The organism is Zhihengliuella sp. ISTPL4 (assembly GCF_002848265.1).
GTDB lineage: Bacteria > Actinomycetota > Actinomycetes > Actinomycetales > Microbacteriaceae > Microbacterium.
This window is the reverse complement of the sequence record NZ_CP025422.1, coordinates 200,477-215,645: the sequence shown is the minus strand read 5'-3', so window position 1 is coordinate 215,645 and position 15,169 is coordinate 200,477. Positions and strand designations below refer to the sequence as shown.

General features: G+C 69.2%; 14 protein-coding genes. 4 read left to right on the top strand and 10 right to left on the bottom strand.

Annotated features, from left to right (window positions below; translation table 11 throughout):
• Positions 1-38: 38 nt before the first annotated feature.
• The gene (locus CYL12_RS00985; protein ID WP_101844720.1) at positions 39-785 is read left to right on the top strand and encodes an alpha/beta hydrolase; all 747 of its coding nucleotides are present in this window, start codon (positions 39-41) and stop codon (positions 783-785) included.
• Here the strand turns inward: CYL12_RS00985 and CYL12_RS00980 are convergent.
• The 10 genes from CYL12_RS00980 to CYL12_RS00935 all read right to left on the bottom strand — a co-directional run bounded on the left by CYL12_RS00980 (position 782) and on the right by CYL12_RS00935 (position 12,282).
• Positions 782-1,651 carry a carbohydrate kinase family protein gene (locus CYL12_RS00980; protein WP_101844719.1) on the bottom strand — a complete coding sequence of 290 codons (870 nt, stop codon included), beginning with the start codon at positions 1,649-1,651 and terminating at the stop codon, positions 782-784. The two genes, CYL12_RS00985 and CYL12_RS00980, sit on opposite strands and share 4 nt — an antisense overlap.
• Before the next feature lie 26 nt (positions 1,652-1,677).
• A complete protein-coding gene (locus CYL12_RS00975; protein ID WP_101844718.1) occupies positions 1,678-2,790 on the bottom strand; it encodes a polysaccharide deacetylase family protein in 1,113 nt (370 codons plus the stop codon).
• A 1-nt stretch (position 2,791) separates the two neighbouring features.
• Positions 2,792-3,907 (bottom strand): adenosine deaminase, encoded by a 1,116-nt coding sequence (locus tag CYL12_RS00970; RefSeq protein ID WP_101844717.1) that lies wholly within the window; start codon positions 3,905-3,907, stop codon positions 2,792-2,794.
• A 49-nt stretch (positions 3,908-3,956) separates the two neighbouring features.
• A complete protein-coding gene (locus CYL12_RS00965; RefSeq protein ID WP_101844716.1) occupies positions 3,957-5,249 on the bottom strand; it encodes a thymidine phosphorylase in 1,293 nt (430 codons plus the stop codon).
• Complete coding sequence (locus CYL12_RS00960; protein WP_101844715.1) at positions 5,246-5,665, bottom strand: cytidine deaminase; 420 nt, start codon at positions 5,663-5,665, stop codon at positions 5,246-5,248. Before CYL12_RS00960 ends, CYL12_RS00965 begins: the two co-directional genes overlap by 4 nt.
• Positions 5,666-5,693: 28 nt before the next feature.
• Positions 5,694-6,980 carry an ABC transporter permease gene (locus CYL12_RS00955; protein ID WP_101844714.1) on the bottom strand — a complete coding sequence of 429 codons (1,287 nt, stop codon included), beginning with the start codon at positions 6,978-6,980 and terminating at the stop codon, positions 5,694-5,696.
• Positions 6,977-8,284, bottom strand: a complete 1,308-nt coding sequence (locus CYL12_RS00950) for an ABC transporter permease (protein WP_101844713.1) — start codon at positions 8,282-8,284, stop codon at positions 6,977-6,979. Before CYL12_RS00950 ends, CYL12_RS00955 begins: the two co-directional genes overlap by 4 nt.
• Complete coding sequence (locus CYL12_RS00945; RefSeq protein WP_101844712.1) at positions 8,281-9,795, bottom strand: ABC transporter ATP-binding protein; 1,515 nt, start codon at positions 9,793-9,795, stop codon at positions 8,281-8,283. Before CYL12_RS00945 ends, CYL12_RS00950 begins: the two co-directional genes overlap by 4 nt.
• Positions 9,796-9,900: 105 nt before the next feature.
• The gene (locus tag CYL12_RS00940) at positions 9,901-11,019 is read right to left on the bottom strand and encodes a BMP family lipoprotein (RefSeq protein ID WP_101848619.1); all 1,119 of its coding nucleotides are present in this window, start codon (positions 11,017-11,019) and stop codon (positions 9,901-9,903) included.
• 147 nt (positions 11,020-11,166) lie between these two features.
• Positions 11,167-12,282: a mannose-1-phosphate guanylyltransferase gene (locus CYL12_RS00935; RefSeq protein WP_101844711.1), complete on the bottom strand. Its 1,116-nt coding sequence runs from the start codon at positions 12,280-12,282 to the stop codon at positions 11,167-11,169.
• A gap of 165 nt (positions 12,283-12,447) precedes the next feature.
• On the opposite strand from CYL12_RS00935, the gene sdhC reads away from it, so the two are divergent.
• Genes sdhC through sdhA form a run of 3 tightly spaced genes read left to right on the top strand, consistent with a single transcriptional unit; the run spans position 12,448 to position 15,168 of the window.
• Entirely contained in the window at positions 12,448-12,882 is a 435-nt protein-coding gene (gene sdhC / locus CYL12_RS00930; RefSeq protein ID WP_091225885.1) for a succinate dehydrogenase, cytochrome b556 subunit, read from the top strand.
• Positions 12,882-13,322, top strand: coding sequence for a succinate dehydrogenase hydrophobic membrane anchor subunit (locus tag CYL12_RS00925; protein ID WP_101844709.1), 441 nt, complete (start codon positions 12,882-12,884; stop codon positions 13,320-13,322). The genes sdhC and CYL12_RS00925 overlap by 1 nt, the downstream gene beginning before the upstream one ends.
• Positions 13,323-13,341: 19 nt before the next feature.
• A complete protein-coding gene (sdhA, locus tag CYL12_RS00920) occupies positions 13,342-15,168 on the top strand; it encodes a succinate dehydrogenase flavoprotein subunit (protein WP_060921489.1) in 1,827 nt (608 codons plus the stop codon).
• Position 15,169 lies beyond the last annotated feature (1 nt).

The window sequence follows — 15,169 nt, the reverse complement described above, 5'->3', positions numbered from 1 at the left end:
GGGGACGCGGCGTCCGGGGCCGAGGTAGCGTTGCTGCTGTGCAGAAGAAGCCCCGACGCCGCGTCCTGAAGCGAGTCCTGTGGAGTGTGGCGATCGTCATCCTCCTCGCCGTCGGGGGCATCCTCGTCTGGAGTCAGGTCGGCGTCATGGCCGCGGAACCCGAGCCGCTCGCCGCCGTCCGCGAGAACCCCGCTATCACGGTGACGGACGCGGACGAAGGCATCGTCCTGGAGCCCGCGGACGGCGCCTCCGACCGCGGGCTCGTCTTCATCCCCGGCGCGAAGGTCGATCCCTGGGCCTACGCGTCGATCCTCCAGGGCCTCGCGGAGGAGGGCACCACGGTCGTCATCACGCGACCCTGGCTCCATCTGGCCTTCTTCGACCCCCGCGGCCTCGGCTCCTTCACGAGCGCCGCGCCGGACATCGACGTCTGGGCGGTCGGCGGGCACTCCCTCGGGGGCGTGCGCGCGTGCCAGCTCGCCGCGGACGCCGACGCCCTCGTGCTGTTCGCCTCCTACTGCGCGACCGACCTCGCAGGAAGCGACCTGCCGGTGCTCAGCGTCTCCGGCAGCGAGGACGGCCTCTCCACCCCCGAGAAGATCGCGGACGCCCGATCCGAGCTCCCCGCGGATGCCGAGTTCGTCGAGATCGACGGCGCCTCCCACGCCTCCTTCGGCGACTACGGGCCCCAGTCCGGTGACGGCACCCCGACCATCGACGACGACGAGATGCACGCCGAGGTCACCGAGGTCGTCGGCCCCTTCCTGGAGCAGGTCGTCCCCTAGACCGCTCGCGGACCGCCCAGGACGGGATCGAGCAGCGGATGCAGGTGCCGGGTACCCAGCACCGCAGCGGCCGACCGCGCACCCGCTGTCAGCGCGGCCGGGATGTCGGCGCCGCCCAGCCGTGCGTCCAGGACACCGGCGAAGAACGCGTCGCCCGCGCCGTTCGTGTCGAGCACGGTGGCCGGTACCGCGGGCACCCGAAGCTCGATGCCGTCCGGTCCCACCGCCACCGCGCCGTCGGCACCGAGCGTGCACACGGCGAAGTCTGCGCCGGCCGCGACCGTGGCGCGGAGGAACTCGACGGGCGCGTCCAGTCGGTCGGCGTTGCAGAAGACCGCCGCGGCCGCGGCGAGGAACGGCCGGTGGTAGGCGTCGTGGCCGTCGTAGTCATGAACGTCGACCCACAACGGCGACCCGCTCGCCGCGGCGAGGGGCAGCAGGCGCCGAGGCTCCGCAGCCAGGTCGAGCACGACGGCATCGGCGGCGGTCATCTCCGCGGCGAGAGCGGCATCCGCCACGCCGGAGGTCTCCGCCGGAGCGGAGAGGTACAGGGACACTCGGTCGCCCTGCGCCGTCATGAGGTTGAGGTGCCGCTCCGTGGTTCCGTCCGTCCACTGCGCGACCACCCCGGCCGCCTCCAGTGCCGCACGCACGCGGAGGCCGTCCTCGTCCTCCCCCACGATGGCGCGCAGCAGGACCGACCGCTCGAGTGCCCTGAGACTCAGCGCCTTGCCTGCGCTTGTACCGCCGACCGTCTCCCAACTCGCCCGCGCGAACTGCATGTGCGGCACGGGATCGGGGAGCCGATCGAGCAGGACCATGCGGTTCCAGGAGACCGGACCGGCGAGGAAGACGGAGGCGGGCATGCCCCCATCATCGCGCCCCGCACCGGTCACCCGATGCGCGACACCAGCGCGTCCAGGCCCATCCCATAGTCGATGCGCACGACGGGCAGCGCGAGCTTGTCCGTCCCGATCTCCACGTAGCCCGGTTCGATCGTCCGCCCCAGCTCATAGCCGGCCTGCGCGACACCCTGCTTGCTGGTGTCGTTGAAGTGTCCGAACGGATACGCCACCACTTCGCGGACGCCGAGGACATCGCCCGACGTGCTGAGGTCCGCGGCGATCTGGTCGGCGGTCCAGTTCACCATGCGCCCCTTACCGTCATCGCCGGGCTGGTGCATGTCGTGGGTGTGCGAGCGGCGCTGGACGTACACCGACGGCGCGGGGTCCTGACGATAGGCCGTGACCATGAACGACGTGCTGAGCAGCTTGTACCTGTCCACCACCGGCACCGCGAGATCGAACCACGACTGATCGGCATCGTCGTCCGTGATGATCACGCTCCGCGGCGGCAGCGAGAGACGCCCATCGATGAACGCGCTGAGCTCGTCCCAGGTCGGCAGGTAGAAGCCGGTGGTGGCTATGTGGTTCATGTGCGCCTCGAAGTCGCCGATGTACGCATGGTTGCCGCGGAGCCAGCCCTTCGCGCCCTCAGGGTCCGCGGTGAACTGGTGGTACATCAGGATGGGGATGCGCACGCCGGCGTCCGCGTTCGCCTCGGGCGTCGTCCATGCGGCGAAGAGTTCCACCTGCTGCTGCGCGCACACGACAGGATCGGCGCCGTTCACCCTGCCTTCGACGGCGAAGACCGCGGCAGCGTCGGCGCTGACGTACCAGCCGGCGAATACCCGACCGTCGAGCTGCGGGATGGGCAGCCCCTGATACCGTTCGTCCTGACGCTGGAGCATCGGCTCGGCGGGAGCACCGTCGCCCCGAAACGTCACGGCGCACGCTCGCAGGTCGTCCGCGTCCGCCACCATCTGCTGCGCCGGCGTGAGCGGGTGCGCGATCGTCGTGTCGTGCGCCTTCGCGAACGTCTTCTCCGCCGTGCGGTTCATCCACACGACGGCGGCGACGCCCCCTCCGACGACGACGGCCGCGACCACACCGACCGTCGTGATGACGGTGGCGCGTCCGCGCCGCTTTCTCCCCCCGGAGCGCATGTCAGGCGTCGAATCCCTCACCGATGATCTCGACGAGCTCCTCCCGCTCCTCGACCGGGAGGAAGGCCGCTGCTGCCGCGTTGAACTGGAACGCCTCGAGGTCGTCGAGGTCGTACTCGAAGGCCTGCACGAGGAGGGCCAGCTCACGGGTGAGAGAGGTCGCGCTCATCGTACGGTTGTCCACGTTCACCGTCACGGCGAAACCGAGCTGGTAGAGCAGATCGAACGGGTGGTCTGCCAGGCTGTCGCCCCACGCCGCGACGGCGCCCGTCTGCAGGTTCGACGATGGCGAGAGCTCCAGCGGGATCTCTCGGTCCCGCACCCAGCGGGCGAGGTCGCCGAAGCGCACCTGCACCTCGTCGCCCTCCTGCGTGACGACCTCGAGGTCCTCGGCGATCCGGACCCCGTGTCCGAGTCGGAGCGCACGGCCGTCCAGCAGAGCCGAGCGGATCGAGGCGAGCCCGGCCGCCTCCCCCGCGTGGACGGTGACCGGGAAGAAGTTCTCGGCGAGGTAGTCGAAGGCCGCGCGGTGATCCGACGGCGGGTAGCCGTCTTCGGGTCCGGCGATGTCGAAGCCCACGGCCCCGCGTCCGCGGAAGTCGACCGCGAGCTCGGCGATCTCCCGCGCGCGGTCCGTGTGCCGCATCGCGGTGAGAAGCTGACCGACGCGGATGCTGCGACCGTCCCGGTCGGCGGCGTCCTCCCCTTCCTCGATGCCCTGCTGGACGGCGTCGACCGCGTCCTCCAGCGACAGACCGCGGGCCTGGTGCTGCTCCGGGGCCCAGCGCATCTCGCCGTAGATCACCCCGTCCGCCGCGAGGTCCTGGACGAACTCGCGCGCGACGCGGGTCAGTCCCTCGCGGGTCTGCATGACCCCGGTGGTGAGCTCGAACGTCTTCAGGTACTCGACCAACGAGCCTGCGGCGCTCTTCTTCGCGAACCAGGACGCGAGCGCTGCCGGATCGGACGCGGGCAGCTCAAGACCGATCGCGTCGGCGAGCTCGATGATCGTGGCCGGGCGCACGGCACCGTCCAGGTGGTCGTGCAGCGACACCTTCGGCAGACTCCGCAGGGAGACGCCCTGGATGGCGATGTCGCCGTTCGCATCGATCGACATGGGGATCCTCCTCGGTGGCGGGGTGTGCGTCCAGGCTAGCGCCCGGGCTTCACGCCGTGATGCGCTCGCGGACGATCGACCCCGCGGCCGGCGCCTCGTCGCCGAGCTCCCAGGCGCCCTCGAGCGCCTCGATGGCCCGCGAGAACCGCGCCTCGTCCGCCGCCGAGAGCGTGAAGAGCGGCTGCCCCGCCGACACCCGGTCGCCGGGCTTCGCATGCAGGTCGATACCGGCCTCGAAGATCACCGGGTCCTCGGCGCGCGCGCGACCCGCGCCGAGACGCCACGCCGCGATGCCGAAGGGGAGCGCGTCCATCCGGGTCACGATGCCGTCCGCGGGCGCCGTGACGACGTGCGTCTCCCGTGCGACCGGAAGCGCCGCGTCGGGGTCGCCGTCCTGCGCGCGGATCATCGCCTTCCACGTGTCCATGGCGCGGCCGTCGTCGAGCGCCGCCTCCACGTCCGCATCGGGCTGTCCAGCCAGGGCGAGCATCTCCTTCGCGAGCGCGAGCGTGAGCTCGCGGACGTCGGCAGGACCGCCGCCCGCGAGGATCTCGACCGACTCGCGGACCTCGTTGGCGTTGCCGATCGCGCGGCCCAGCGGGACGTTCATGTCCGTCAGCAGCGCCGTGGTGGCGACGCCGGAGTCGGTACCGAGCGCGACCATCGTGCGGGCGAGCTCGCGGGCGCGGTCGATGTCCTGCATGAAGGCGCCGGAGCCGAACTTCACGTCGAGGACCAACGCGTCGGTGCCTTCGGCGATCTTCTTCGACATGATGCTGGAGGCGATCAGCGGAATGGCCTCCACGGTGCCGGTCACGTCGCGGAGCGCGTAGAGCTTCTTGTCAGCGGGGGCGAGACCCGACCCCGCGGCGCAGATCACGGCCCCGACGTCGCCCTGCATCTGGGCGAACATCTCCTCGTTGCTGAGCGCGGCGCGCCAGCCGGGGATCGACTCCAGCTTGTCGAGCGTCCCGCCGGTGTGACCGAGGCCGCGGCCGCTGAGCTGCGGGACCGCCACGCCGAACGAGGCCACCAGAGGCGCGAGCGGCAGCGTGATCTTGTCGCCGACGCCGCCCGTGGAGTGCTTGTCCACGGTCTTCTTTCCGAGGGTCGCGAAGCTCATCCGCTCCCCCGACGCGATCATCGCATCGGTGAGCACGCGGATCTCGTCGCGCTCCATGCCGCGCTGGAAGACCGCCATCGCGAAGGACGCCATCTGCGCGTCGGACACGTAGCCGCGCGTGTACGCGTCCACCATCCAGCGCAGGGCCGGCTCGGGGACGACGCCTCCGTCGCGCTTGGCTCGGATCACATCGACCGCGTCGAACGGTTCCACACTCATCGTCCTTCTCCCTCGGGTCCCTGAGCCTGTCGAAGGGCGCGCGGCCCGAACGCGTCGGGCAGCACTTCGTCGATCGTGCGGATGCCGGAGACCGTCTCCAGCAGCATGCCGGGAACGGCGTGCTCGAACAGCAGCTGCCGGCATCGGCCGCACGGCATGATCGTCTCACCGTCGTTGTTGACGCACACGAACGCGACGAGCTGGCCGCCGCCGGACATGAACAGGTCGCTCACGAGTGCGCACTCCGCGCACAGCGTGACGCCGTAGGAGGCGTTCTCGACGTTGCAGCCGGCGACGATGCGCCCGTCGCTGACGAGGGCCGCCGCTCCCACGCGGTAGCGCGAGTACGGCGCATACGCCTTGGTCATGGCCTCAGCGGCGACCTGGCGCAGCTCGTCCCAGTCGATATCCGTCATGGTGATGGTTCCTTCTTCCCTGCGGGTTCTACGACTTGATGTAGGGCTTGCCGCTCGCCGCGGGTCCCCGGATCTGCCCGGCGAAACCGGCGACTGCGAGCAGGGTGACGACGTACGGGAGCATGAGCATGAACTCGCCGGGGATCGGCGTCTTCAGGATCGACAGCAGGTTCTGCAGGTTCGTCGCGAACCCGAAGAGCAGGGCGGCGAGCGTGGCGCGGATCGGGTCCCACCGGCCGAAGATCACGGCCGCGAGGGCGATGAAGCCGAGCCCCGCGGTCATCTCCTTGCCGAACTGCGGGACCGAGACGAGGGTGAAGTACGCGCCGCCGATGCCGGCGATCGCGCCGGCGAGCAGCACGTTCCAGAACCTTGTCGGGTTGACCCTGATGCCGACCGTGTCGGCCGCCTGCGGGTGTTCGCCCACAGCGCGCAGCCGCAGGCCCCACCGCGTGCGGTACAAGCCCCAGGCGACGACGGCGACCGTGATGAACATGAGGTACACGATGAACGTCTGGTTGAAGAGCACCGGACCGATGATCGGGATGTCGCTGAGCAGCGGGATCCGGATGGGCGCGAAGCGCTCCGGGCTGTTCAGCTCGTTCTCGTTGGGGGCGAGGAGCGCCCCGTACAGGAAGCCGGTGAGGCCGGTGACGAGCACGTTGAGCACGACACCGACGATGACCTGCTCGACGAGGTACTTGATGGCGAACGCGGCCAGCACGCTCGCGACGAGCACGCCGCCGATCATGGCACCGATCAGGCCGACGAACGGGCTGCCGGTGATGCTGGACAGCAGCGCCGCCGAGAAGGCGCCGAGGAGCAGCTGTCCCTCGATCGCGACGTTGACGACACCGGCGCGCTCCCCGATGACGCCGCCGAGCGCGCCGAACACGAGGGGCACCGACAGCGACACCGCGCCGAACAGCAGGCTCGTGACCGGCACGAGACCGCCGGCGGCTGCCCAGACGAGGAACGCGAAGACCGCGAGCACCCCGTAGGCCACCATGAGCCAGATCGACGGGGCGCGGTAGGTCCAGGCCCGGAGGAAGGCACCGACCGTGAGGACGACGAGCACGGCGAAGACGACCCAGAAGGTCGACGCGGTCGGCAGTCCCACGTCGGGGAGCTCGAAGGCCGACGCACGGTCGCCGAGGCGGAAGGTGCTGATCCCGCTGCGCGGCACCGCGAGGAAGAGCACGGCCAGCAGCACGGTGACGATCGCGAGGCTGATCGGCGCCTTGAGGTGACGCTCCCGGACGGTGGCGAGCTGCACCGTGCCGTCGGCGGCTTCGGTCTGCACGAGCGACATCATGCCGTCACCGCCTTCTTCGCAGCCTTGGCTCTCGCCTTGGCCGCCTTCTCTGCGTCGGACTTGGGGAGGAAGAACACCGTGCGCAGCAGCGGCGGCGCGGCGATGAACAGCACGACGAGCGACTGCACGACGAGCACGATGTCGACGGGGATGTCCTGCGCCTGCATCGAGAACGAGCCGGCCTTTAGCGCTCCGAAGAGGATTCCGGCGGCGAACGTGCCCCACGCCCGGCTGCGGCCGAGGAGCGCGACCGTGATCGCATCGAAGCCGATGCCGGCGTCGATGGTCTCGGTGACGCCCGTGGTGACAGCGCCCTGGAGCTGATTCATGCCGGCGAGGCCGGCGAGGGCACCCGCGAAGAGCATCGCGTAGACGTACACGCGCTTGACGCTGATGCCGGCGGCGCGAGCGGCGTGCGGGTTCTCCCCCACCGCGCGCATCCGCATGCCCAGCGAGGAGCGCTCGATGAGCCACCACACGAAGATCGTCGCGATGACGACGATGACGAAGCCGAGGTCGAGCAGCGGGAACTGCGGGCCCAGAAGGGTCGGGAACTGCGCGTTCGCCGGCGTCGCCGACCCGAGTGCCTGGTTCGTGCCGGGCTTCTGCAGCAGGCCGGGCGTCCGGATCATCCACAGCAGCAGGTAGTACGCGATGTAGTTGAGCATGATCGTGAGGATCACCTCGTGTGCGCCCGTCCGCGCCTTGATGAGACCGGCGATGCCGCCCCACAGCGCGCCGCCGGCGATTCCGGCCAGCAGGGTGACCGGGAGGTGGAACCAGATCGGCAGGTCGAGGTTGAACGTCAGCAGGGCCGCGATCGCGACGCCGACGAGCATCTGGCCGCGGGCGCCGATGTTGAACAGGCCGACGCGGAACGCGAGCGCCACACCCAGACCGGCGGCGATCAGCGGAGCCGCGAAGCCCAGCGTGTTCGTCAGCGGTCGGATCTGCGCGGCGAAGTCGGCGCCGCGGGCGTTGAAGATCGCCCCGCGGAACAGCGCCTCGTAGCCGTTGTAGACGGCGTTCCAGGCCGCGGCGAACGTGTCGCTCGGCTTGTTGAAGAAGTACCCGGAGGCCTCCTGCACGTCCTCGTTGGTGAACGCGATGAGGATGCCGCCGACGATGAGCGCGAGCACGATCGCCAGGACGGTCGTGACCGCGCTCCCGCGGAGGATCTCCTTGAGGACGACGTTGCCTCGCGGGGGTGGGGGAACCTCGTCCGCCAGGCCCGTGCTGGGCGGCAGCTGCTCGGGAGGCAGCCCCTTCGTGACGTCTCCTGCCCCGGGTGTCGCGCCGCTCACGCGGTCACCTCCGTATCGGCCGCTCCGGCCATCATGAGTCCGAGTGTCTCCCGGGGCGTGTCACCGGGGACGATGCCGACGATGGTGCCGCGGTACATGACCGCGATCCGGTCGGCGAGGGCGGCGACCTCGTCGAGCTCGGTCGAGACGACGATCACGGGGATGCCCGCGTCGCGCGTCTCGATGATGCGCTTGTGGATGAACTCGATCGAGCCCACGTCGACCCCGCGGGTCGGCTGGGCCGCCACGAAGAGCCGCAGTTCACGGCTCATCTCGCGCGCGATCACGACCTTCTGCTGGTTGCCTCCGGAGAGGGTTCCTGCAGGGGTGTACGGCCCCTGCGTACGGATGTCGTACTCCGCGATGCGCTCCTTGGCGAAGTCCTCCAGGGCACCGCGGCGCAGGGTGCCGGCCCGGCTGAAGGCAGGGTCGTCCGAGCGGTCGAGGATGAGGTTCTCGGCGACCGAGAATCCGGCGACGAGGCCGTCTTCGGTGCGGTCCTCCGGGACGAATCCGACGCCGGCGTCGAGGATGCCGCGGACGCTCTTGCCCACGAGCTCGGTGCCGTCGAGGATGATGTTCCCCTCGATCCGAGCGGCGAGGCCGACGATGGCCTCCACGAGCTCGGTCTGGCCGTTGCCCTGCACCCCGGCGATGGCGAGCACCTCGCCGGGGCGGACCGTGAAGTCGACGTCGTCCACGACGATGGCCCCGGTCGAGGTGAGCACCCGGAGGTTCCGGACCTCCAGGCCTCCCTCGCCCACGCGCGGTGCCTCCTTGTGGACGGTCAGCTCGACGGCGCGGCCGACCATGAGCGAGGCGAGCTCGGCGTTGGTGGCGGTCGGCGAGGCCTCCCCCACGACGCGGCCGAGCCGGACGATCGTGATGCGGTCGGCGACCTCGCGCACCTCGCGCAGCTTGTGCGTGATGAAGACGATGGCGGTGCCCTCGTCGCGGAGCTGGCGCATGATGGCCATGAGCTCGTCGGTCTCCTGCGGCGTGAGCACGGCGGTCGGCTCGTCGAAGACGAGGACCTTCGCGTCGCGCGAGAGTGCCTTGATGATCTCGACGCGCTGCTGCACGCCCACCGGCAGGTCGCCGACGATCGCGTCCGGATCGATGTCGAACCCGAACCGCGCGGCGACCGCGCGCACATGCTCCCGCGCCTTCGCGATGTCGAGCGTGCCGAGCCCCTTGGTCTGCTCGTGACCGAGCATGACGTTCTCGGCCACCGTGAACACCGGCACGAGCATGAAGTGCTGGTGCACCATGCCGATGCCGGCCGCCATGGCATCGCCGGGGCCGCGGAAGTGCTGCACGACGTCGTCGAGGAGGATCTCGCCCTCGTCGGCCTGGTAGAGACCGTAGAGGACGTTCATCAGCGTCGACTTGCCTGCGCCGTTCTCGCCGAGGAGAGCGTGGATCTGACCGGGTTCGACCACGAGATCGATGTGGTCGTTCGCCACGAGGCTGCCGAATCGCTTGGTGATGCCGCGAAGTTCGAGCTTCATATCTGCACCTTATCCAGAAGAGTCACCGAGGAGAATCGTCGCCGTCCACAGTGCGGGGCGAGTGGCAGCCTGCGCCACTCGCCCCGTGCTGGGTACGGTTCCGACTCAGCGGGTGGGAGAGTTCTCGGACTCCACCGTGATGTCGCCGGAGATGATCTGCTCCTGCAAAGCGGACAGCTCGTCCATGAGGCCCTCGGGCAGGTCTGCCTCGAAGTCGCCGAAGCCGGAGAGCTTGACGCCCTCGTTCTCGAGCGTGCCGATGTAGGGCTCCGGGTCGAACTCGCCCGCTGCGGCGGCGAGCGTCGCGTCGCGGACGGCCACGTCGATGGCCTTCATGATCGAGACGAGCGTGATGTCGGCGACGCTGGGGTCGGCGACGGCGAGGTCGCTGTCCACGCCGAGCATCAGCGTGTCCTTGCCGCTGTCGTTGATCGCCGCTGCGGCGCTCTGATAGACCGGGCCGCCGACGGGCAGGATGACATCGACACCCTGGTCGAGCACGCCCTGGGCGGTCTGCTTGGCCGTGTCGTTGGCGTCGAAGCCGCCCGTGAAGGAGCCCTTCTGGGTGGCGGCGTCCCAACCGAAGACCTGGACGTCGGCCGACTTGTCCTCGTTGTACTTCTCGACACCGAGCTGGTAACCGTCCATGAAGACGGCGACCGACGGGATCTGCATGCCGCCGAAGGTGCCGACCTTGTTCACGCCGGCCTCCGCGGACCAGGCGGCCGCCGCGTAGCCACCGAGGTAGGCGGCCTGGGCGGTGTCGAAGACGAGGGGCTTGATGTTCGGGGCGTCGGTGGTGCCGTCGAAGTCGTTGTCGGCCCAGTCGTCGATGATCGCGTAGTCGATGTCGGGGTTCGCCAGCGCCGACTCGACCGTGGCGGCCGACAGCTTGAAGCCGACCGAGACGATGAGCGAGCAGCCCTCGGAGACGGCGGTCTCGAGGTTCGGCGCGTAGTCGTTGTCGTTCGCGGACTCGAACTCCAGCGGCTTGATGTCCAGCTCCTCCGCGGCGCTGTCCATGCCCTCCTTGGCGGACTGGTTGAACGACTTGTCGTTCCAGCCGCCGGCGTCGGAGATGAGGCAGGGCTTGAAGTCGGAGTCGACGGGAGCGGACCCGCCCTCGGACTCCTCGGTCGGCGCCTGACCGCAGCCGGCAAGAGCGAAGACGACACCGGCGGCGACCGTCGCGCCGAGCAGCTTCTTGGTGGTGGAGATGGTCACGGATGCCTCCCTCAACGAACCCGCGGCCATCGCGGATCGATCAAAGTTACCTAGTGTTTCGACGATCGTGCACGTCGGCCCCGGGCGCCCGGGCCAATGGTTACAAAGCTGAAATCAACCCTGCCGATGAGCATGGGGCGCTGCTCATCAGAGCACATCGCCCTGTCCGTTGAGTTTGAGCGACTCGACGACGCCCTTCACCCGCTGCGCGTTCTCGACCGTTGTCACCAGGAGCGCATCGGGAGTGTCCACGACGACGATGTCCTGCACGCCGACCAGACTGATGACGCGCGTGGTCTGACTCACGAGGATGCCGCTCGCCGCGTCGGTCAGCACGCGCGCCCGAGGGCCGAGGACCGCGAGATCGTTCTTCCGGCCGTTCGTGATCAGCTTCGTCAGCGACGCGAAGTCCCCCACATCGTCCCAGTCGAAGTGCCCGGGCACCACCGCGAGGCGTCCGCGGCGTGCGGCCGGCTCCGCGACGGCGTAGTCGATGGCGATCTTCTTCAGCCGGGGCCAGATGCGGTCGACGGCGGGTCCTCGCAGCTCTCGGTCGTCCCAGGCCTCGGCGAGCTCGAGGAGCCCGGCGTGCAGAGCGGGCTCGTTCGCGGCGAGTTCATCCAGCAGGACGCTCGCCTTCGCGATGAACATGCCGGCGTTCCAGAGGTAGGTGCGCTCGGCGAGGTAGGACTTGGCGGTCTCCAGGTCGGGCTTCTCCACGAAGCTCTCGACGAGCGCCGCCTCGCGGGCGCGCTCCACGACCAGCTCAGGGCCCTTCTTGATGTAGCCGAAGCCGACCGCCGGCTCGGTCGGCGCGATGCCGATCGTGCAGATGTAACCCTCCCTGGCGACCTCGACGGCATCGCGGACGGCGAACTCGAAGACCCGGGTGCCGCGGATCACGTGGTCCGCGCTGAAGGAGCCGATGATGACGTCCGGGTTGCGCCGATGCAGCACGGCCGCGGCCAGCCCGATCGCCGCCGCGGATTCGCGGGGCTCCGACTCCAGGAAGACGTTGAGGTCGGCGATGCCCGGGAGCTCCGCCTCCACCGCCGCGCGGTGGGCGCGACCGGTGACCACCGCGATCCGGTCCCGACCGGCGAGGGGCTCCAATCGGTCCCACGTGTCGCGCAGCAGCGAATGGCCGGATCCGGTGAGGTCGTGGAGGAACTTCGGGGCGTCCGCCCGGGACAGCGGCCACAGCCTGCTGCCGACGCCGCCGGCGGGAATGACCGCGTAGAAGTCTTGGATCGGCTCGCTCATGCAGGCCAGCGTACCGGCGGGCCCGACTTAGGGTCCCCTTCGTCGCCCGGGGCGTCCGCACGGGAATAGGATGGACACCGATCGGGCGTGCCTGACCCTCCTCCAGGTCGGATGTGGACGAAGCAGCGCACGCGACCGAAACACATCGATCCAGGGAGGACGACCGTGTCCACAAGCGCTCGCTTGACACCGTCGATTTCGGAAACCACGTCCAAGACCCCCCGCGGCACCCTCTACCGGGGTCGCGAAGGCATGTGGTCGTGGGTGCTTCACCGCATCACCGGAGTCGCCATCTTCTTCTTCCTGTTGGTGCACGTGCTCGACACGGCGCTGATCAGGGTGTCGCCGGAGGCGTACGACGCGGTCATCGGCACGTACAAGAACCCGGTCATGGCGATCGGCGAGGTCGTGCTCGTGGCGGGCATCGTGTTCCACGCCATGAACGGTCTGCGCATCATCGCCGTCGACTTCTGGTCGAAGGGCGCGCGCTACCAGCGCCAGCTCTTCTGGGGCGTGCTGCTCGTGTGGGGCATCATCATGGCCGGCTTCGTGCCGCGTCACCTGATGCTCGCGTTCGCCGGTTTCGGAGGAGGACACTGATGAGCGCGCAGACCGTCGCCGCTCCCGCCCGCCGTCAGCGCGGCATCAACCTCGAGAAGTGGGGCTGGGTCTTCATGCGCGTCTCGGGCGTCGTGCTCGTCGTGCTGATCTTCGGCCACCTCTTCGTCAACCTCATGGTCGGCGAGGGCATCCACGCCCTCGACTTCGCGTTCATCGCCGGCAAGTTCGCCACGCCGTTCTGGCAGTGGTGGGACGTGCTGATGCTCTGGCTCGCCCTCATCCACGGCGCCAACGGCATGCGCACGATCGTGAACGACTACGTGACCAACCCCACCGCACGCAAGGCGCTCATCTGGGCGCTCAGCCTGGCCGCGGGCCTGCTCATCCTCCTCGGCACCCTGGTCGTCTTCACGTTCGACCCGTGCCTGGGTGTGACCGAGTCGAGCACGCTGTGGGAGACCTGCCAGGCGCAGGGCTAGAAGAAGAGGCAAACGAGAAGTGACTACCCAGACGCAGGATTCCGTCGTCCGTGACGGCGTGCACTACCACCAGTTCGACATCGTCATCGTCGGCGCCGGCGGCGCCGGGATGCGGGCGGCCATCGAGGCCGGACCCGGCGCGAAGACGGCCGTGATCTCCAAGCTGTACCCGACGCGCTCGCACACCGGTGCCGCGCAGGGCGGCATGGCGGCGGCCCTCGCGAACGTCGAGGAGGACTCCTGGGAGTGGCACACCTTCGACACCGTCAAGGGCGGCGACTACCTCGTCGACCAGGACGCGGCGGAGATCCTCGCGAAGGAGGCCATCGACGCGGTCATCGACCTCGAGAACATGGGTCTCCCCTTCAACCGCACCCCCGAGGGCAAGATCGACCAGCGACGCTTCGGCGGCCACACGGCCGAGCACGGCAAGACCCCGGTCCGCCGCGCCTGCTACGCCGCCGACCGCACGGGTCACATGATCCTGCAGACGCTGTTCCAGAACTGCGTCAAGCTCGGCATCAACTTCTTCAACGAGTTCTACGTGCTCGACCTCATCACCGTGAAGGACGCGGCGGGTGCCACGCAGATCGCGGGCGTCGTCGCCTACGACCTCGCCACGGGCGAGCTGCACGTCTTCCAGTCCAAGGCCGTGATCTTCGCGACCGGCGGCTTCGGCAAGATCTTCAAGACCACCTCCAACGCGCACACCCTCACGGGCGACGGCGTCGGCATCGTGTGGCGCAAGGGCCTCCCCCTCGAGGACCTCGAGTTCTTCCAGTTCCATCCGACCGGTCTCGCCGGCCTCGGCATCCTCCTCACCGAGGGCGCCCGCGGCGAAGGCGCGATCCTGCGCAACGCCTCGGGCGAGCGCTTCATGGAGCGGTACGCCCCGACGATCAAGGACCTGGCGCCCCGCGACATCGTCGCGCGCTGCATGGTCCAGGAGGTCGCGGAAGGCCGCGGTGCGGGTCCCCACAAGGACTACGTGCTGCTGGACTGCACGCACCTGGGTGCCGAGGTCCTGGAGACGAAGCTCCCCGACATCACCGAGTTCGCCCGCACGTACCTGGGTGTCGACCCGGTCGTCGAGCCGGTCCCGGTGATGCCGACCGCGCACTACGCCATGGGCGGCATCCCCACGAACAACAACGGCGAGGTGCTCGCGGACAACGACACCGTCGTCCCCGGGCTCTACGCCGCCGGCGAGTGCGCCTGCGTCTCGGTGCACGGCGCCAACCGCCTCGGCACCAACTCGCTGCTCGACATCAACGTGTTCGGCAAGCGGTCGGGCCGCAACGCGGTCGAGTACGTCAAGACGGCCGAGTTCGTCCCGCTGCCGGAGAACCCCGCCGCCTTCGTCTCCGACATGCTCGAGGGCCTGCGCAACAACCAGGGCACCGAGCGGATCGCCGTGCTGCGCAAGACGCTGCAGGACGAGATGGACAAGGGCGCGCAGGTGTTCCGCACGCACGAATCCCTCCAGCACGTCCTCGGAGTGATCGCGGAGCTCCGCGAGCGCTACAAGAACGTGCACGTCGACGACAAGGGCCACCGGTTCAACACCGACCTGCTCGAGGCCGTCGAACTGGGCTTCCTGCTCGACATCGCCGAAGTCGTCGTCTACGCCGCGCAGAACCGCGAGGAGAGCCGCGGCGGCCACATGCGCGACGACTTCCCGAAGCGCGACGACGAAAACTACATGAAGCACACCATGGCGTACCTCACGGGCGACCCGCACTCCTCCGACCCGAGCGATCACATCAAGCTCGACTGGAAGCCGGTCGTCTTCACCAAGAACGACAAGGGCGAGTTGAACTACCCGCCGATGGAGAGGAAGTACTGAG

Bases quoted from the DNA above. Each gene is read 5' to 3' on its own strand.
- CYL12_RS00980 (WP_101844719.1), bottom strand. From the start codon at position 1,651: ATGCCCGCCTCCGTCTTCCTCGCCGGTCCGGTCTCCTGGAACCGCATG.
- CYL12_RS00975 (WP_101844718.1), bottom strand. From the start codon at position 2,790: ATGCGCTCCGGGGGGAGAAAGCGGCGCGGACGCGCCACCGTCATCACG.
- CYL12_RS00970 (WP_101844717.1), bottom strand. From the start codon at position 3,907: ATGTCGATCGATGCGAACGGCGACATCGCCATCCAGGGCGTCTCCCTG.
- CYL12_RS00965 (WP_101844716.1), bottom strand. From the start codon at position 5,249: ATGAGTGTGGAACCGTTCGACGCGGTCGATGTGATCCGAGCCAAGCGC.
- CYL12_RS00960 (WP_101844715.1), bottom strand. From the start codon at position 5,665: ATGACGGATATCGACTGGGACGAGCTGCGCCAGGTCGCCGCTGAGGCC.
- CYL12_RS00955 (WP_101844714.1), bottom strand. From the start codon at position 6,980: ATGATGTCGCTCGTGCAGACCGAAGCCGCCGACGGCACGGTGCAGCTC.
- CYL12_RS00945 (WP_101844712.1), bottom strand. From the start codon at position 9,795: ATGAAGCTCGAACTTCGCGGCATCACCAAGCGATTCGGCAGCCTCGTG.
- CYL12_RS00935 (WP_101844711.1), bottom strand. From the start codon at position 12,282: ATGAGCGAGCCGATCCAAGACTTCTACGCGGTCATTCCCGCCGGCGGC.
- CYL12_RS00925 (WP_101844709.1), top strand. From the start codon at position 12,882: ATGAGCGCGCAGACCGTCGCCGCTCCCGCCCGCCGTCAGCGCGGCATC.